The 17,887-nt window shown below is 62.2% G+C and carries 16 protein-coding genes and 1 riboswitch; of the genes, 6 read left to right on the top strand and 10 right to left on the bottom strand.

The features are described from left to right. Window positions 1-27: 27 nt before the first annotated feature. The 6 genes from MHH62_RS27050 to MHH62_RS27025 form a co-directional block, all read right to left on the bottom strand. The gene (locus tag MHH62_RS27050; RefSeq protein ID WP_020301637.1) at window positions 28-1,023 is read right to left on the bottom strand and encodes an esterase-like activity of phytase family protein; all 996 of its coding nucleotides are present in this window, start codon (window positions 1,021-1,023) and stop codon (window positions 28-30) included. After that, on the bottom strand, window positions 1,023-2,927 hold the full coding sequence (gene parE, locus MHH62_RS27045; RefSeq protein WP_003188026.1) for a DNA topoisomerase IV subunit B: 1,905 nt from the start codon (window positions 2,925-2,927) through the stop codon (window positions 1,023-1,025). Before parE ends, MHH62_RS27050 begins: the two co-directional genes overlap by 1 nt. A gap of 46 nt (window positions 2,928-2,973) precedes the next feature. After that, the gene (locus tag MHH62_RS27040) at window positions 2,974-3,582 is read right to left on the bottom strand and encodes a YqiA/YcfP family alpha/beta fold hydrolase (protein ID WP_014716651.1); all 609 of its coding nucleotides are present in this window, start codon (window positions 3,580-3,582) and stop codon (window positions 2,974-2,976) included. Between the two features lie 178 nt (window positions 3,583-3,760). Beyond that, window positions 3,761-4,573: a 3',5'-cyclic-AMP phosphodiesterase gene (cpdA, locus tag MHH62_RS27035; RefSeq protein ID WP_072434855.1), complete on the bottom strand. Its 813-nt coding sequence runs from the start codon at window positions 4,571-4,573 to the stop codon at window positions 3,761-3,763. A gap of 97 nt (window positions 4,574-4,670) precedes the next feature. Continuing rightward, complete coding sequence (locus tag MHH62_RS27030) at window positions 4,671-5,120, bottom strand: DUF1249 domain-containing protein (protein ID WP_003188022.1); 450 nt, start codon at window positions 5,118-5,120, stop codon at window positions 4,671-4,673. Further along, complete coding sequence (locus MHH62_RS27025) at window positions 5,111-5,728, bottom strand: NUDIX domain-containing protein (protein WP_032893869.1); 618 nt, start codon at window positions 5,726-5,728, stop codon at window positions 5,111-5,113. Before MHH62_RS27025 ends, MHH62_RS27030 begins: the two co-directional genes overlap by 10 nt. 193 nt (window positions 5,729-5,921) lie before the next feature. On the opposite strand from MHH62_RS27025, the gene MHH62_RS27020 reads away from it, so the two are divergent. Then, window positions 5,922-6,668, top strand: coding sequence for an RsiV family protein (locus tag MHH62_RS27020; protein WP_014716648.1), 747 nt, complete (start codon window positions 5,922-5,924; stop codon window positions 6,666-6,668). Window positions 6,669-6,835: 167 nt separating this feature from the next. On the opposite strand, the gene thiC is transcribed toward MHH62_RS27020, so the two are convergent. Further along, on the bottom strand, window positions 6,836-8,725 hold the full coding sequence (thiC, locus tag MHH62_RS27015; RefSeq protein ID WP_014716647.1) for a phosphomethylpyrimidine synthase ThiC: 1,890 nt from the start codon (window positions 8,723-8,725) through the stop codon (window positions 6,836-6,838). 149 nt (window positions 8,726-8,874) lie between these two features. After that, window positions 8,875-8,980: riboswitch (TPP riboswitch) on the bottom strand. A 196-nt stretch (window positions 8,981-9,176) separates the two neighbouring features. Here thiC and MHH62_RS27010 point away from each other — a divergent pair. Further along, window positions 9,177-10,616, top strand: a complete 1,440-nt coding sequence (locus MHH62_RS27010; RefSeq protein ID WP_014716646.1) for a TolC family outer membrane protein — start codon at window positions 9,177-9,179, stop codon at window positions 10,614-10,616. A 103-nt stretch (window positions 10,617-10,719) separates the two neighbouring features. Here MHH62_RS27010 and waaA read toward each other — a convergent pair whose 3' ends face one another. After that, window positions 10,720-11,997 carry a lipid IV(A) 3-deoxy-D-manno-octulosonic acid transferase gene (waaA, locus tag MHH62_RS27005; RefSeq protein ID WP_014716645.1) on the bottom strand — a complete coding sequence of 426 codons (1,278 nt, stop codon included), beginning with the start codon at window positions 11,995-11,997 and terminating at the stop codon, window positions 10,720-10,722. A 23-nt stretch (window positions 11,998-12,020) separates the two neighbouring features. Next, window positions 12,021-12,911 carry a LysR family transcriptional regulator gene (locus MHH62_RS27000; protein WP_014716644.1) on the bottom strand — a complete coding sequence of 297 codons (891 nt, stop codon included), beginning with the start codon at window positions 12,909-12,911 and terminating at the stop codon, window positions 12,021-12,023. A 103-nt stretch (window positions 12,912-13,014) separates the two neighbouring features. Between MHH62_RS27000 and MHH62_RS26995 the strand changes: the two genes are divergently transcribed. The 4 genes from MHH62_RS26995 to MHH62_RS26980 are packed head-to-tail and all read left to right on the top strand — an operon-like array spanning window position 13,015 to window position 16,391. Beyond that, window positions 13,015-13,350 (top strand): multidrug efflux SMR transporter, encoded by a 336-nt coding sequence (locus MHH62_RS26995; protein ID WP_003188013.1) that lies wholly within the window; start codon window positions 13,015-13,017, stop codon window positions 13,348-13,350. Between the two features lie 55 nt (window positions 13,351-13,405). After that, window positions 13,406-14,581: an FAD-dependent oxidoreductase gene (locus MHH62_RS26990; RefSeq protein ID WP_073451901.1), complete on the top strand. Its 1,176-nt coding sequence runs from the start codon at window positions 13,406-13,408 to the stop codon at window positions 14,579-14,581. Then, on the top strand, window positions 14,578-15,390 hold the full coding sequence (locus tag MHH62_RS26985; protein ID WP_060767941.1) for an aldo/keto reductase: 813 nt from the start codon (window positions 14,578-14,580) through the stop codon (window positions 15,388-15,390). Before MHH62_RS26990 ends, MHH62_RS26985 begins: the two co-directional genes overlap by 4 nt. Before the next feature lie 41 nt (window positions 15,391-15,431). Then, window positions 15,432-16,391 carry a hypothetical protein gene (locus MHH62_RS26980; RefSeq protein ID WP_003188010.1) on the top strand — a complete coding sequence of 320 codons (960 nt, stop codon included), beginning with the start codon at window positions 15,432-15,434 and terminating at the stop codon, window positions 16,389-16,391. A gap of 27 nt (window positions 16,392-16,418) precedes the next feature. Here the strand turns inward: MHH62_RS26980 and hldE are convergent, their stop codons facing one another. Then, entirely contained in the window at window positions 16,419-17,843 is a 1,425-nt protein-coding gene (gene hldE / locus MHH62_RS26975) for a bifunctional D-glycero-beta-D-manno-heptose-7-phosphate kinase/D-glycero-beta-D-manno-heptose 1-phosphate adenylyltransferase HldE (RefSeq protein ID WP_038448616.1), read from the bottom strand. Window positions 17,844-17,887: the final 44 nt, after the last annotated feature.

Raw genomic sequence — 17,887 nt, 5'->3', positions numbered from 1 at the left:
GCTGATTCAATTCAAAAAAATCTCGACTCATGGCTGGGCACTCCAGCCACCATCCGGAGCGGCAAAACGATAGACCATCGGACGCTTTTCACCATCGGCACGCGGGCCGAAATTGTTGTCGATCCCGACCCAGGCACCGTCGGCATCCACCAACAGGGCTTCAGCCAGGCCATACGACTGTGGGTAACGTCGCTGCGGCGTCAGGGCTTCGTCGGCAAACGACCAGCACAGCTCAACCTTGGCCGTGAGCGGGTCGCGCCGGCAGATCTGGAACGCATTGCGCTCCAGGGTAAACAGCTTGCCGTTGAACAGCGACAGGTCAGCAAAGTCCTTGGACACGGCCTTGGCGTTGGGGAACTGCGCCGGTTGCACTTCCTGGCCGGCCTCGCTCAACAATACACAACGGCCATCGCAATCCCATACGCTCTGCCCACGCTTGATCGAGACCAGGCCACGGCGTTCGCGCTCGGCAGCCAGCCAGATCTGATTGCCTTCAGGGTTTACCGCCAGGCCTTCGAACAAGGCATTAAAGTGCAGCAACATGCCACTGGCCCTGGCTTCACGCACCATGCCCGGCGCGATTTTCAACCACTCGGGTGCGCCCGTTGCGGGTACCTGCAACACCGCGGCATGGGCTTCGCTGACAATGTAGCGGTTGCCTGCGGCATCACAACTGATGCCTTCAAAGTCCAGGTCACCACCACGTATGAACGAAGCGGCCTTGGTGCGCGAACGCAAGCCCCAAGGCAGGCCGGACTCGGGCACGGGCGGCACGTCGATCGTCAGCGCTTGCGCGCTCCAGGTCGGCGCACGGGTATCCAGGCGGTAGATCTGGTCGTCATCGCGGTCCGAAACCGTCCACAGCTCGTTGCCACACAACGCCAGGCCCGACAGGTTCCCACCGCGCATGCCGTCAACCGGGTGTTCCGAGACCAGTTTGAGCTCTGCCACGCTGGCTGCGGCCACCTGGGTGACCGCCAGCCCGCTCAACATCAGGATCGCCAGGGCGACGCCTGTGCGCATCAGCCCAGTACCTCGGCCAGGTTGCCTTTGGATTCAAGCCAGGTCTTGCGGTCGCCGGCGCGTTTCTTCGCCAGCAGCATGTCCATCATTTCCGAGGTGGCGGCGAAGTCTTCCAGGGTCAACTGCACCAGGCGCCGGGTGTTCGGGTCCATGGTGGTTTCGCGCAGTTGCGGCGGGTTCATTTCACCCAGGCCCTTGAATCGCGTGACCTGTGGCTTGCCGCGTTTCTTCTCGGCCACCAGGCGGTCAAGGATGCCATCGCGCTCGGCTTCGTCCAGGGCGTAGAAAATTTCCTTGCCCAGGTCGATGCGGTACAGCGGCGGCATGGCGACGTAGACGTGACCGGCATCCACCAACGGGCGGAAATGCTGGACGAACAACGCGCACAGCAAGGTAGCAATGTGCAGGCCGTCAGAGTCGGCGTCGGCGAGGATGCAGATCTTGCCGTAGCGCAACTGGCTCATGTCTGCCGCGCCCGGATCGACGCCGATGGCGACCGCGATGTTATGCACTTCCTGGCTGGCGAGCACTTCGCTGCCATCGACTTCCCAGGTGTTGAGAATCTTGCCGCGCAACGGCAGGATCGCCTGGAACTCCTTGTCCCGCGCTTGCTTGGCGGAACCGCCGGCGGAGTCACCTTCCACCAGGAACAGCTCGGAACGCATCGGGTCTTGCCCGGCGCAATCGGCCAGTTTGCCCGGCAGTGCCGGGCCCTGGGTGATGCGCTTGCGCTCGACCTTTTTGCTCGCCTTCAAGCGCCGGCCGGCGTTGTTGATCGCCAGCTCCGCCAGGGCCAGGCCCAGTTCCGGATGCTCGTTGAGCCACAGGCTGAAGGCGTCCTTGACCACGCCAGAGACAAACGCCGCTGCCTCGCGGGACGACAGGCGCTCCTTGGTCTGCCCGGAGAATTGCGGTTCCTGCATCTTCATCGACAGCACGAACGCGATGCGCTCCCACACGTCTTCCGGCGCCAGTTTGACGCCGCGCGGCAACAGGCTGCGGTATTCGCAGAACTCACGCATGGCATCCAGCAAGCCTTGGCGCAAACCGTTGACGTGGGTGCCGCCCTGGGCCGTGGGGATCAGGTTGACGTAGCTTTCCTGCACGCTGTCGCCACCTTCGGGCAACCACAGCAGCGCCCAGTCCACCGCTTCTTTATTACCCGACAGGCTGCCGCAGAACGGCTCGTTGGGCAGGCGTTCGAAGTCGCTGACCGAGTCTTCCAGGTAAGAGCGCAGGCCGTCTTCGTAGTGCCACTCGACCTTCTCGCCGGTACCTTTGTCTTCAAAGCTGACCAGCAGCCCCGGGCACAACACAGCCTTGGCCTTGAGCACGTGCTTGAGGCGGCTGATGGAGAATTTGGGCGAATCGAAATACTTGGGGTCCGGCGCAAAGTACACGCTGGTGCCGGTGTTGCGCTTGCCCACGGTGCCGATCACTTCCAGGTCGGTGGCTTTGTAGCCATCGGCGAAAGTCATCTGGTACTCGTTGCCATCGCGCTTGACCTTGACCCGCACCAGGGTCGACAGCGCGTTGACCACGGAAATACCCACGCCGTGCAAACCGCCAGAGAACTGGTAGTTCTTGTTGGAGAACTTGCCGCCGGCATGCAGTTTGGTGAGGATCAGCTCGACGCCCGGCACACCCTCTTCGGGGTGAATGTCCACCGGCATGCCACGACCGTCGTCGGACACTTCCAGGGAATGGTCGGCGTGAAGGATGACTTGCACCGACTTGGCGTGCCCGGCCAAGGCTTCGTCGACGCTGTTGTCGATGACTTCCTGGGCAAGGTGGTTCGGCCGACTGGTGTCGGTGTACATGCCGGGGCGTTTGCGCACCGGGTCGAGGCCCGAGAGGACTTCGATGGCGTCGGCGTTATAAGAGCTAGCGCTGGGAGTGGCCATGGGGTCTCGTCGTGAGTCGTTCGATTAAAAAGTGACCTGCGATTTTCTACAGTGACGAAAAATCGAAGGATTGAAACTGATCTGCGCCAATGCCGGCAAAGCACAACAGTGCCGGCAATTGCTGGGCGAACCCCTGGTAACCATGGTCGCCACCGGCCTGGATGCGCAAGGCGCAGGCCCGGTAATACTGTTGGGCCAGGCGATAATCCAGGGTTTCGTCCCCGGTCTGCAACCACACCTGATAACGCGCGGCATCCTGGGGCGCCGGTACTTCCAGCTCGGCCAAGGCCGTGACGTGGTCCTGTGTCAACTCCCAGGTCTCATCGGTGTAGAGGTTCTTCTGGGTGCCCAGGTAACCGTCGAACATCCGATGGGGACTGACCGCCGGGTTGACCAGCAACGCCTTGAGACCATGGCGTTCGGCAAGATGGGTTGCATAGTAGCCGCCGAGCGAGCTGCCGACCAGCAGTGGCCGGCCCAGTTGCGCAATCGCTTGCTCCAATTGAAGAATTGCCTGACGAGGGTGGTGATGCAGCGCCGGTACGCGTAACTGGTCGGACAGGCCGAGGGTGCCCATCACGGTGGTCAACTGGCTGGCCTTGTTGGAAGCCGGCGCACTGTTGAAGCCGTGGATATACAGGATCGAAGCGGACATGCCGGGCTCTCCGTGCTGGGGCCAAAGAGGCGCAGTTTACAGGGAATGCAGGCAGAAGCGGACCCAATGTAGGAGCTGGCTTGCCTGCGATGGCGGCGATTGAGTCAACGAGCCAGCGCCAGGTACACCGTCATCGCAGGCAAGCCAGCTCCCACCTTTTGATCAGTGTTTGCAGGCCTTAATAGCCGTTGCTGCCGTAATCGACCGTAAAAGCGAAGCCTTTGACCCGCTCCACCCCCGTTTCCAACCGTCCGTCGCCATGCAAGCGCAACCAGCGATAACCCGGTGCCTGCTCGCTGACCTGGAAATCCTCACTCCCTGGCGCAAACTGGATACAGGTGGACGGCGAAGCCAGCAGTCGCACACCGTTGCGCTCGCCGTCGATTTCCTGATGCACATGGCCCCAAAGCAATGCCTTTGTCTGCGGGAAGCGCTCAAGCACGGCAAACAGAGCCTCGGGGTTGCGCAGGCCAATCGGCTCCATCCATGCACTGCCGATGGGCACCGGATGATGGTGGAAACACACCAGGTGATGGCGATCCGGCGCTTCGCTCAAGGCCTGCGCCAGCCGTTGCAGTTGCTCGTCTTGCAAGTAACCCGGCACCGACCCGGGTACCGCCGAATCCAGCAGGGTGATACGCCAGTTGCCGATATCCACCACCGGTTCGAGCAAATCACTGTGCATGGCAGCCTGGGCCATGACCTGCGGTTCGTCGTGGTTGCCGGGAATCCAGCGCGCCGGGGCGCCAAGGGGAGCGGTCAAATCGCGAAACTGTTGATAGGACGCCAGCGTGCCGTCCTGGGACAAGTCGCCGGTCGCCAGTATCAGGTCGATGGCCGGCTGTTGCGCACGCACCAGCTCGACCACCCGCTGCAGGCTTTCACGGGTGTTCATGCCCAGCAGCGTGGCGTCAGCGTCGGCAAACAGATGGCTGTCGGACAACTGCACCAGCAACACGGCATCAGGATTCACGGCGGATACGCTCGGCAAGGCGCTCTCCCTGGCAACTACAGGAATGGACATTTGGCGCGATTATGCTGGGGCAGGACACAAAGAGGAAACCCAAGGAAGCAGACGCAGTTCACCTCTACCGCACCACTTCAAACTCATGGCCCAAGGCCAGGCAGTGGCTGAGCCATTCACCGAGGAACACATTGAGCTGTGCTTTCTCATCGGGCTGGTGCATGAACACATTCGGGTAAGGATAGATGCTGCGAAAGCGTCGCGCATGCTCGGCGCTTATCACTTCGGCCATACGGGCGTCGTGGTAGACCTGTACTTCCAGTTGCGGCACCGGCAACCACGGCAGGCTGTGTTCCTGGCGCACCCGCAGGGTGGTGGTGTACGGGCAGGTGAGAATGACTTCCAGGGTCAGCACGCCGAGCATCTGGTCGCCATGGGTGACAGCAATGCGCCGCGCCTGGGGGGCGTGGCGCATGTCCGGGAGCAGGCGCATCAGCCGCGCATAGTTGGCCTCGCAGGCCGCTTGCAGCCCGATCAGGTCTACTCGATAACGTTCCCGTGCCTTTACTGCCATAACCCCCTCACTTCCGCGCGATTAAGCGCAAGCCATTGCAGGGCGATAATGCTGGCTGCGTTGGAAATCTTGCCATCGCGCACTGCCTGCAAGGCATCTTCGAAGGCCCAGGCGGTGACGCGGATATCTTCTGCTTCTTCTTCCAATCCATGGACGCCACCCGCGCCCGAGCTGTCGCAACGGCCCAGGTACAGGTGGACAAATTCGGTACTGCCGCCCGGCGATGGGAAATACTTGGTGATCGGCCACAGCGCGGAGAATGTCAGCCCAGCTTCCTCCTCGGCCTCGCGGTGTGCAACCTCCTCGGGTTGCTCATCCTTGTCAATCAGGCCGGCGACCATCTCCACCAGCCAGGGGTTATCGGCGCGGCCCATGGCGCCGACGCGGAACTGTTCGATCAGCACCACCTCATCGCGCAGCGGGTCGTAGGGCAGCACGCATACGGCGTCGTGACGCACGAACACCTCGCGGTTGATCACCCGGCTCATGCCGCCGTCGAATTTTTCGTGGCGCAGTTGCACGCGATCGAGCTTGTAGAAGCCTTTATAGGCATTGTCACGCTGAACAATCTCGATTTTGTTCGGCGTCGACTTCGCGATGTCCGTCATGGTGTCCCTCGTTAAGCTCGTGCAATGGGCGCCATCCTAACGCGCCGACGCCCGTTGATGCAGCCCCTTTGCGGTTGCCGGGAGAGGCGGCGAGCGTCAAACTCACTGCAATCAGTTTAGTGGCGAACTGGCGGCCACGTTGGCAGTCCAAGCGCTACTCTTTTCGCTTTCCATCGATTTACGAAGGACACACATGTCGCTTTTAAAAATCGCCTCCGTGGCCTGTATTGCCTTGACCCTGGGTGCTTGCCAGAGCCTGTTCCAACCTGCCTATCTCAAGCCGCTGGACGTTACCACCGACAAATCGGAGCAGATCAAGCCCGGCTGTGATAGCCCGGCCTGCCCGCTGGTAAACATCGACACCGTGCATTTCCCCACCGAGCCACAACTCGACAGCCTGGTGGAACAGCGTTTGCTGCAAATGACCCGCACCACGCCTGGCGCCAGCGTACCGGCGAGCCTGAACGCCTACCGGAACACCTTCCTGCGTGAGTCGCCTGACCGCCACGGCATGTACTTGCAAGCCAAGGTACGTGACCAGCATGACGGACTGGTGATCGTTGAAGTGTCCAGCTACCTGGACACCGGCGTCGCCCACGGCGAGCCAGGCCGCGGGTTTATCAACTATTCACGGATTCTGCATAAGGAACTGACCCTGGCCGACATGCTGCTGCCCGGCCAGGAGCAGGCGTTCTGGAATACCGCTAAAGTCGCCCACAACAGCTGGTTGATCAGCACCAAGATGGACCGCGATCCGGAGTTCGTGAAGAGCTGGCCGTTTCAGAAAACCCCGAACGTGGCCCTGACCAGCGGCGGCGTGGTGCTCAAGTACAACGTCAGCACCATCGCCCCTTACGCACAGGGGCTGATCGAAATCACCCTGCCCTATACGCGCCTCACCGGCGTGATCAAGCCTGAGCTGATGCCGGCACGCCGCTGATCGGTTGTTATTGCAGGGGAGAGTGGGTGTTTGTCGGATCGCTATCGCGGGCAAGCCCGACTCCCACAGGGGACCGGCTGTGAACACAAAATCTGTGTCCACTTAGGCCAACTGTGGGAGCCGGGCTTGCCCGCGATGACGGCGGTGCAGGCACCGCCGCCTATGGATCAGACCTTCTTGTAGAGCTGGCTACCTTCCTGCTTGAACCGCTCAGCCTGCTCGGCCAAGCCCTTGGCCACATCCACATCCACCGCATCGATGCGCTGGTTGGCCGCGTACTCACGCACTTCCTGGGTGATTTTCATCGAACAGAACTTAGGCCCGCACATCGAACAGAAATGCGCGACCTTGGCCGAATCCTTCGGCAAGGTTTCATCGTGATATGAACGTGCGGTATCCGGGTCCAGGCCGAGGTTGAACTGGTCTTCCCAGCGGAACTCGAAGCGCGCCTTGCTCAAGGCGTTATCGCGAATCTGCGCGCCGGGGTGGCCTTTGGCGAGGTCGGCCGCGTGGGCCGCGATCTTGTAGGTAATGATCCCGGTCTTCACGTCATCCTTGTTCGGCAAGCCCAGGTGCTCCTTGGGCGTGACGTAGCAGAGCATGGCACAACCGAACCAGCCGATCATTGCCGCGCCGATACCCGAAGTGATGTGATCATAGCCGGGCGCAATGTCGGTGGTCAGCGGGCCTAGGGTGTAGAACGGCGCCTCGTCGCAGCACTCCAGTTGCTTGTCCATGTTCTCCTTGATCAACTGCATCGGCACATGGCCGGGGCCTTCGATCATGGTTTGCACGTCGTGCTTCCAGGCGGTCTTGGTCAGTTCGCCCAGGGTTTCCAGTTCGCCGAATTGCGCGGCGTCGTTGGCATCGGCAATCGAACCCGGGCGCAAGCCATCGCCAAGGGAGAAGCTGACGTCATAGGCCTTCATGATTTCGCAGATTTCGTCGAAATGCGTGTAGGTGAAGTTCTCTTTGTGGTGGGCCAGGCACCACTTGGCCATGATCGAACCACCACGGGAGACGATGCCGGTCACGCGCTTGGCAGTCAGCGGCACATACCGCAGCAATACCCCAGCGTGGATGGTGAAGTAGTCGACGCCCTGCTCGGCCTGTTCGATCAAGGTGTCGCGGAACAGCTCCCAGGTCAGGTCTTCGGCGGCGCCCCCGACTTTTTCCAGGGCCTGGTAGATCGGCACGGTCCCGATTGGCACTGGCGAGTTGCGGATGATCCACTCGCGGGTTTCGTGGATGTGTTTACCGGTGGACAGGTCCATCACCGTGTCCGAGCCCCAGCGAATGCCCCAGGTGAGCTTCGCCACTTCCTCTTCGATGGACGAACCCAGGGCGCTGTTGCCAATGTTGCCGTTGATCTTCACCAGGAAGTTACGGCCGATGATCATCGGTTCCAGCTCGGTGTGGTTGATGTTGGCCGGGATGATCGCGCGGCCCCGGGCGATTTCTTCGCGTACGAATTCAGGCGTGATGATTTTCGGCACGCTGGCGCCGAAGCTGTGGCCGGCATGCTGCTGATCCAGCAAGCCACTGGCACGGGCTTCTTCAAGCTTCATGTTTTCGCGGATGGCGACGTATTCCATCTCGGCCGTGATGATGCCTTTGCGCGCGTAATGCATTTGCGTGACGTTGGCACCGGCCTTGGCGCGGCGCGGGTTCTTTACATGGGCAAAACGCAGGGCAGTCAGTTCGGCGTCGCTCAAGCGCTGCTGGCCGAAGTGCGATGTGAGACCGGGCAGGCGCTCGGTGTCGTCGCGTACTTCGATCCACGGCGAGCGCACGTCGGCCAGGCCTTTGCGCACGTCGATAATCACATTCGGGTCGGTGTAGGGGCCTGAGGTGTCGTAGACGGTAACCGGCGCGTTGATTTCGCCGCCGAAATCGGTGGGCGTGACGTCCAGGCTGATCTCGCGCATCGGCACGCGAATATCCGGGCGGGAGCCCTGCACGTAGATTTTCTGCGAGCGGGTAAACGGCTGCACGGAGCCGGAGTCGACCTTGGCCGATTCACTCAGGTGCACGGTATTTTTTAGTTTTGTACTCATCACGGGCTCTCCAACTTATCCAGGCGGTGGATTTTTGTCGGAGCGAACCTGTGACGGACGGACGCACTGTAACCAGTGCTGTGCTTGGCGCACGAGGGCTGTTCGATTGTCGAACAACATCCCGGACGAAGCACAAGAGGACTCGCCGGGTGACGAGAAATCTTGTTCCCTACGCAGGCGCTAACCTGATCAGGTTCAACGGGATCCGGTATTTACCGATCTCAGCCTTCCAACAAGGCACCCCGACAAGAACGCGGCCAGTCTAGACCATGGCGTGGGCAAATTGCCAATAGCGGTGCATTCAGCGTGATGAATGGCGCGATCGTGGGATTGTTGTGCGCAGGTCCGGCCACTACACTCGGGCACTGCTTCAAGGCTTGACGCCAGGAATGGCCAGCCTTAGCCTTGAGCGCTAAATTATAGTCGTAATATTAAAATTAGGGATCGCCTCATGCTGCGCAAACTCTCACTGGCTGTTGCCGTGTCTTGTGCGACCAACGGACTGGTCTGGGCAGCTGAAGCGCCCTTGTCCGCCAACACCGACCTGGTCAGCGTCTATCAGGAAGCGGCGCACAACAACGCCGACCTGGCCGCTGCCCGTGCGCAGTACGGCGCGCAAAAAGAAGTGGTGCCCCAGGCCCGCGCAGGTTTGCTGCCGAATCTGTCGGCCGGTGCCGACAGCAATAACGTGCGCACCCAGATCGATCAACCGGCCGCCACGGCCAACCGTGACGCCCACTCCTGGCGCGCCACCCTGAGCCAGCCGCTGTTTCGCGCCGACCGCTGGTTCCAGCTGCAAGCCGCACAAGCGGTCAACGAGCAAGCCTCGCTGCAACTGTCGGCCTCCGAGCAGAACCTGATTTTGCAAAGTGCCGAGAGCTACTTCGCCGTGCTGCGTGCCCAGGACAACCTGGCGTCGACCAAAGCCGAAGAAAATGCCTTCAAGCGCCAGCTCGACCAGTCCAACGAACGCTTCGATGTGGGCCTGTCGGACAAGACCGATGTGCTGCAATCCCAGGCCAGCTACGACACTGCCCGGGCCAACCGCATCCTGGCCCAGCGTCAGGTGGACGACGCTTTCGAAGCGCTGATCACCCTGACCAACCGCCAATACAATTCGATCCAGGGCATCGTTCATACGCTGCCGGTGCTGCCGCCGGCGCCGAACGACGCCAAGGCCTGGGTCGAAACCGCCGGGCGCCAGAATCTCAACCTGCTCGCCAGCAATTACGCGGTAACCGCCGCCGAAGAAACCCTTCGGCAGCGCAAGGCCGGCCATTTGCCGACCCTCGATGCGGTGGCGCAATACGAAAAAGGCGACAACGACGCCCTGGGTTTCAGCAACCCGAATCAGTTGCCCATCCCGTACGGTGGCGATGTGTCGCAACGCACCGTCGGCCTGCGCTTGAACATCCCGATCTATAGCGGCGGCCTTACCAGCTCGCAAGTGCGCGAATCCTATTCGCGCCTCGACCAGACCGAGCAACAACGTGAAGGCCTGCGCCGCCAAGTGGTGGAAAACACCCGCAATCTGCACCGTGCAGTCAACACCGATGTGGAGCAGGTGCAAGCGCGCCGCCAGTCGATCATCTCCAACCAGAGCGCAGTGGAAGCCACGGAAATCGGCTATCAGGTGGGCACGCGCAACATCGTCGACGTGCTGGACTCACAGCGCCAGCTGTACGCGTCGGTGCGCAACTACAACAACAGCCGCTACGACTACATCCTCGACAACCTGCGCTTGAAGCAGGCGGCCGGCACGCTCAACCCGGGGGATTTGCAGGATCTGGCGCGCTATCTCAAGGCTGACTACAACCCGGACAAAGACTTCCTGCCGCCGGACCTGGCCAAAGCCGCTGCCGAACAGCTCAAGGCCCGCCCCGGCTATTAAAATGTGGGAGCTGGCTTGCCTGCGATGCAGACACCTCGGTACATCAGGTACACCGAGGTGATGCTATCGCAGGCAAGCCAGCTCCCACATTGGGTTGGTGTTGTCAGTGTTTGATCAGTTTGTCCAAACCGTCCAGTAAACGCTTGAGCGCGCCCTGATTGGCCTGCATCACCTTGAGCCCCGCCTGCGCCATCTTGCGTGCGTCCTGGGGCAACTCAAACAACTGTCGCACCGCTTCGGCCAGCCCATCGGCATCGTCCACCTCTCGCAAAGCCCCGGCGTCGCGCATCATCGCGGTGATGTCGAGGAAGTTGAAGACATGCGGGCCCATGATCACCGGTTTACCCAGCGCCGCCGGTTCCAGCGGGTTGTGCCCGCCGGTCGGCACCAGGCTGCCGCCGACGAATGCGCTGTCGGCCAGGGCGTAAAGAAACAGCAATTCGCCCATGGTGTCGCCGAGCAGCACCGAGGTGTGCTCGGTAACCGGCTCGCCGCTGGAGCGACGCACGGTGGCAAACCCTTGCTGCACGCAGCGCTCAAACGTAGGGCCAAAGCGCTCCTGATGACGGGGCACCAGAATCAGCAGTGCATTGGGATAGTTCGCCAGCAACTGGCGATGAGCGGCCAGCACCACGTCGTCTTCACCTTCGTGGGTACTGGCGGCGATCCAGACCGGACGCTCGCTGGCGCCCCATTGTTCACGCAGGGCAGCGGCGCGGGCCGTCAACTGCGGGTCGATGCTCAGGTCGAACTTGATCGAGCCGGTCACTTCCACGGTTTCAGGACGTGCACCCAGGCTGCGCAAGCGTTCGGCCTCGGTCTCGGTCTGTACGGCGAACAGGCTCATTTCTGCCAGCATCGGCGCCGTCAGCTTGGCAAATCGCGCGTACCCCTTGGCCGAACGCGCCGACAACCGTGCATTGGCCAGCGCCACCGGGATACCGCGCTGGGCACAGGCGTGGATATGGTTGGGCCACAGCTCGGTTTCCATGATCACCGCCAGCGTAGGCTGCACGCGGTCGAGAAAACGCTTGGCGGCGCACGGTAAGTCGTACGGCAAATAGCAGTGCTGGATGCGCGGTTCGTTGGCGAACAACGCCTGGATCCGCTCGGAACCGGTGGGCGTCATGCAGGTGACGGTAATCGGCAGCTGTGGATAACGCTCCAACAAGCCGCGAACCATCGGGGCGGCGGCAATGCTTTCGCCGACCGACACCGCGTGCACCCAGATCCCGCCGGGCCGCATCACCGGAAAGCCATAGGAAAACCGCTCGCCCACCCGCTTGGCATAGGCCGGCGCTTTGCGCGCACGCAACCACAAGCGTAAAGCCACCAACGGCAGCGCCAGGTAAAACAGACAGCTGTAGAGAGTTCTATTCATGGCGGCGGAGTTTATCGGCTTTTTCAGTCGATCGCCTGCAAGCACTCGGCAAAACGTTTGGCCAGGAAGCGCGCGGCAGGCCCAAGGTGCTCGTCGCGGCGCCACACCAGTTCCACCACCAGGGCGGGCGGGGTCCACTCGCTGGCCAATTCGACCATCTGTTGCTGGTAGGTCGGGTATTGCACGATATGCCGAGGCAGCCAGGCCCAGCCCAGGCCACTCATCAGCCATTCGGCCAATACGTAGAAGCTGTCGGCGCGCCACACCAGGGGGCTGGCCGCCTCGCTGCCGGGGTAGACGCTGGTCTGGGTCGACATCAGCAACTGCCGAAACTGGGCCAGGTGTTGGCACGTCACGTACTGCTCCTTGGCCAACGGGTGATTGACTCCGCACACCGTGACCATTTCCACGCTGCCCACCACCCTTCGCTCCAGGGCTTCGGGAATCTGGTCGTGATAGAACAACAGCCCCAGGTCCGCCTTGCGCTCCACCAGCTTGCGCGCCACATCGCCCTGGGCCGCGCTGGACAACTGCACCTCCAGCAGCGGGTAGTGCACGGCCAGCGCCTCCAGGCTGTCGAGCACAGGCTGGAACAACATCGCCTCATCCTGAGCCAGGCGCAGGCAGGCTTCCTCGCCGCGGGTCAACGACAACGCCCGGCCCGTGAGGCGCTCACACTGGCGCAGCACCTCACGCGCTTCCTCCAACAACACACTGCCGGCCTCGGTCAGGCGCGGTTGCCGGCCGCTGCTACGTTCGAACAGGACAACGCCCAAGTCAGCCTCCAGCAGGGCAATACCACTGCTGACCGCCGATTGCGCCTTGCGCTGCCCACGCGCCACGGCAGAAAACGAGCGCTGCTCGGCGACGCTGACAAACAGGCGCATCTGCTCCAGATCCCATTGCACGCTCATGGCTCAACCCATCTCAATTCCAGATAGGTAATGACTTTACCCCATCTGGCGAACCTCTAGAATGCCGACCTTATCAAATGCGCATCACCTCGAGGATTGCCCCATGAATGCCGCCTACTACTACTTGGCCATCGCCATCTGCTCGGAAGTGATCGCCACCGTTTCCATGAAAGCCATCAAAGGCTGGAGCACCCCTATTCCGTTGTTGCTGGTGATCGTCGGTTACGGCGTGGCGTTCTGGATGCTGACTCTGGTGGTGCGCACCGTGCCGGTCGGCGTGGCATACGCGGTATGGGCCGGGATGGGCATCGTCATGGTCAGCATCGCGGCGCTGTTCATCTACGGGCAGAAGTTGGATGTGCCGGCGATGCTGGGGATGGGCCTGATTGTGCTGGGCGTGGTGGTGATTCAGCTGTTCTCGAAAACCGCCGGACACTGACCGCCACTCAACAGCCTGTATACTGCGCCTCTTGTCTTGAACACTGAGGTCGCCGATGCCATCCGTTATTTCCACCGACGTTCTGATTGTCGGCGCCGGGGTTGCCGGCCTCTGGCTCAATGCGCGCCTGCGCGGCCAGGGGTTTTCCACGGTACTGGTGGAAAGCGCCACCCTGGGCGGCGGGCAAAGCCTGAAGTCCCAGGGCATCATCCACGGCGGTGCGAAATACGCCCTGCATGGCGCCCTCACCGGCGCCTCCGAAGCCATTGCCGATATGCCGCGCCGCTGGCGTGAAGCCCTGGCCGGCAACGGCGAGCTGGACCTGTCCGGTGTGCGCGTGCTGTCCCAGGCACATTACTTGTGGTCGCCCGGGACGATTGCCGGCAACCTCACCAGCTTTTTCGCCAGCAAGGCCGTGCGTGGCCGCGTCGATCAGGTCAAGGGCGACGAACTGCCCCTGGCGCTGCAGGACCGTCGCTTCAAAGGCAAGGTCTACCGCCTGGCCGAGCTGGTGGTGGACGTGCCCAGCCTGATCAATCGCTTGGCGCAACTGGCTGGTGACAGCCTGCTCGCAGGTGTGCACATCGAACCGTTGCTGGAGGGTGACACCCTGGTGGGCTTGAAGGTCGATGGCCGTGAGATCCGCGCCCAGCGCATAGTCCTGAGCGCTGGCGGCGGCACGGCAGACTTGCTCGCCGCCCTGGGCCATAGCCAGCCGGCCATGCAAAAACGTCCGCTGCACATGATCATCGCCAAAGGCCCCGGCCTCAAGCCGCTGTACGCCCACTGCCTGGGCGGCGGCACCAAGCCGCGCCTCACCGTGACCACCCACCCGGCCGCGGATGGCAACTGGGTGTGGTACATGGGCGGTGATATCGCCGAGGCTGACGGCGTGGCGCGTACGCCGCAAGAACAGATCGCCACCGCGCAGAAAGAGCTGGCGCAACTGCTGCCCTGGATCGACATGAGCCAGACCCAGTGGGCCACCCTGCGGGTGGATCGCGCCGAGCCGCTGCAATCGGGGCTGAGCCGTCCCGATAACGCGTTCCTTGCCGAAGACGGCCGCCTGCTGGTCGGCTGGCCCACCAAACTGGCCCTGGCGCCGGACTTCGCCGACCGCGTACTGCACGCTCTGGAGCGCGACGGCATCCGCCCAGGCGCCAATACCCCGCTGCCCGAGCTGCCAGCACCGGCAATCGGCCAACCCGTCTGGGAGCACCTGTTGCCATGAGCCTGCCAACCCTGCACGACCTGCATCGCCCCCTGGGCAGCACCGGCCTGCTGGTGTCACCCCTGGGCCTGGGCACCGTCAAGTTGGGCCGCGACCAAGGGGTGAAATACCCCAACGGCTTTCAGATCCCTGGCGACGACGAGGCCCGCATGCTGTTGCGCCAGGCCCGCGAGCTGGGCATCAACCTGATCGACACCGCACCGGCCTATGGCATGAGCGAAGAGCGCCTGGGGCCGCTGCTGCGTGACCAGCGCAAGGACTGGGTCATCGTCAGCAAGGTTGGCGAAGAGTTTGCCAATGGCGTGTCCCACCACGATTTCAGCGCGGCCCATACGCGAATGTCGATCGAACGCAGCCTGAAACGACTTGAAACTGATTTTATCGACCTGGTGCTGGTGCATTCCGACGGCAACGACTTGCATATCCTCAACGATTGCGAGGTTTACCAGACCCTGGAGCAGTTGAAGAAAGACGGCAAGATTCGCGGTTTCGGCTTCTCCGGCAAAACCGTCGAGGGCGGCGTGAAAGCGCTGGAACAGGGCGACTGCGCGATGGTCACCTACAACCTCAACGAACAGGCTGAGAAGGCCGTGATCGACTATGCGGCCGCCCACGGCAAGGGCATCCTGGTGAAAAAGGCGCTGGCCAGCGGCCACGTATGCCTGGAACCGGGAATGGATCCAATTCAGGCCAGTTTCACCTTGTTGTTCGCGCAAACGGGCGTCGCCAGTGCTATTGTCGGGACCATTAATCCGCTGCACCTGGCCCATAACGTAGCAACTGCTGCCCGGGTCATTCGTCAACTCTGATGCCGCCCACGCGGCCGACCCCGTCGCAAGAAGGAGCCGACATGCCGCGTACGCTCATAAGAAAGAACCCCAGCAACTTCAAGACACTGCCGCTGCACGTCGAAGCCACCCCCGAAGGCCTGAGCTACCAGAGCGTCGGCATGCCGCTCAACTTCGCCCAGACCCTGCAACGGCGCAAGCCGGTCGAGGTACCAGATGCCGAACGCTTCGCTCTGGAACTGGCGAACCTCGGCGTCTCGGTACGCCTGACCCTGCACTGGCAAAACAAGGACTACTGGGTGCTGGTGCGCCAACGCCGCCAGGACCGTGGCGATGTGGTGCTCAAGCTGATCTCCGGCTACGTCCCGGCCCATGAACTGAACCTGCCGCTGCACACCGCCATCCAGGAAATTGCCGAAGAGTGCCTGCTCGAAACACCCGAAGGCTGGCTCGGCGGGCGCTTCAACGACACCTGGCTGCCGGCGCCCTACTCCGCCGCCCTGCATTACCGCGAAGCCCTACCGTTTCGGCTCAGCCCCTTGTCCGGCGCCGCACGCCCGGTACGCTGCGCCACCATGCAACTGATCGAGCGCCCACGGGCCTACGTGCACCTGCCGACCGCCTCGCTGCAATTGATTTATGACCTGCGCCTGGAAGTGCCGAAGGAGGCCAAGTCCCTCAGTTTGTTTCATGTGGATGAGCGTTTGGAGGGCGACCAACTGGTGGCACGCCTGGATCGTCAGCGTCCGGACCTGTACTTGATGCCGCTCAAAGACGGCGAGCCGCTTGCAGAGTTGTATACCGTCAAGAAGGATCAGCTGTACCCGGCCAGCACGCGCGGCCTGTATCTGGCGGAAAGTTTTGCCCAGCAAGAAGGCTGGCTGGTGCGCGATGAGCGCATTCGCTGGAAGGACTGGCTCAGGCAGCAGGGCCTGGCAGAGCCGGAAAAAGACTCCAAGCTCAAGCGCTTGACCGGCAAGGCGCGGCAGATGCTGCGCAAGATCGTGCCGAAGAAAAGCTAGGGGCGAGCAGGCTCGCCCCACGGGGTATCACTCGTTGTTGCGGATCTTCTCGACAATCGCGGTGGTGGAGCTGTTTTCAACCAACCCCAGCACTTTGACCGTGCCACCGTAGGCACTGACGATGTCCGCACCGACCACTTGGTCGACGCTGTAGTCACCGCCCTTGACCAGCACGTCGGGCTTGACCTGGGCCAACAGATTTTCCGGCGTGCCTTCAGAGAAGCTGATCACCCAGTCCACCGCACCCAGGCCCGCGAGTACCGCCATGCGCCGGTCAACACTGTTGATCGGGCGGCCAGGGCCTTTCAAGCGGCTGACCGACGCGTCATCGTTGACCGCGACGATCAAACGGTCGCCTTGGGCACTCGCCTGCTCCAGGTACGTCACATGCCCGGCGTGCAGGATGTCAAAGCAACCGTTGGTGAACACAATGCTTTCGTTGTGAGCCCGGGCATCGTCAATCGCCAGCAGCAATTGCTCCAGGCCTAGCACACCGCGCTCCGAGCCTTCCGAGCGCTGAATCGCACGGCGCAACTCCGGTGCGCTGATGGCGGCGGTACCCAGCTTGCCCACCACAATGCCCGCCGCCAGGTTGGCCAGGGCCACGGCGTGGGGCAGTTCTTCACCGGCAGCAATGGAGGCTGCCAGGGTAGAAATCACGGTATCACCGGCGCCGGTGACGTCGAACACTTCACGGGCACGCGCTGGCAGGTGCATCGCCGGATGGCCCGGACGCAGCAGGGTCATGCCGTGCTCGCCACGGGTCACCAGCAAGGCGCCCAAGTCGAGATCGGCCATCAGCGCCGCGCCCTTGCTCACCAGTTCGTGCTCATCAGCGCAACCGCCGACGATGGTTTCGAACTCACTGAGGTTGGGCGTGAGCAGGCTGGCGCCTCGGTAAACCGAAAAGTCCTTGCCCTTGGGATCGGCCAGCACCGGAATGTTGCGGGCCTTGGCGGCCTGGATCAACACCTGGTGATTCTGCAAGGCGCCTTTGCCGTAGTCGGACAACACCAGCACCTTGATACCTTCGAGCAGTGCCTCGACCTGGTCGCCAAGGGCCAGAGCGTCGGTGGCGAAGGGTTCTTCAAAATCGATACGCAGCAACTGCTGATGACGGCTCATGACCCGCAGCTTGACGATGGTCGGCTGATGGGCGATGCGCTGAAACAACGCACGCACGCCGGCGCCCTGCAGGCTGTTGGCCAGGCTTTCGGCCGCTTCGTCGTCGCCGGTCACCCCCACCAGGGAGGCCGGGGCGCCGAGGGCGGCAATATTGAGCGCGACGTTGGCAGCGCCACCTGGGCGGTCTTCGATTTGCTCGACCTTGACGACCGGTACCGGAGCCTCAGGGGAAATCCGTGAGGTACCACCATGCCAGTAACGGTCGAGCATGACATCGCCGACCACCAAGACAGCGGCTTGATTGAATCGCGGCATGGACAACTTCATGGAGCAACCCACATACAAAATGAACAGGGGCGCGATATTAGCAC

The sequence above is a fragment of the Pseudomonas sp. FSL L8-0168 genome, assembly GCF_037976155.1.
Classification (GTDB): domain Bacteria; phylum Pseudomonadota; class Gammaproteobacteria; order Pseudomonadales; family Pseudomonadaceae; genus Aquipseudomonas; species Aquipseudomonas paracarnis.
The sequence above is the reverse complement of the archived record's forward strand: the minus strand, read 5'-3'. Positions and strand labels throughout refer to the sequence as shown.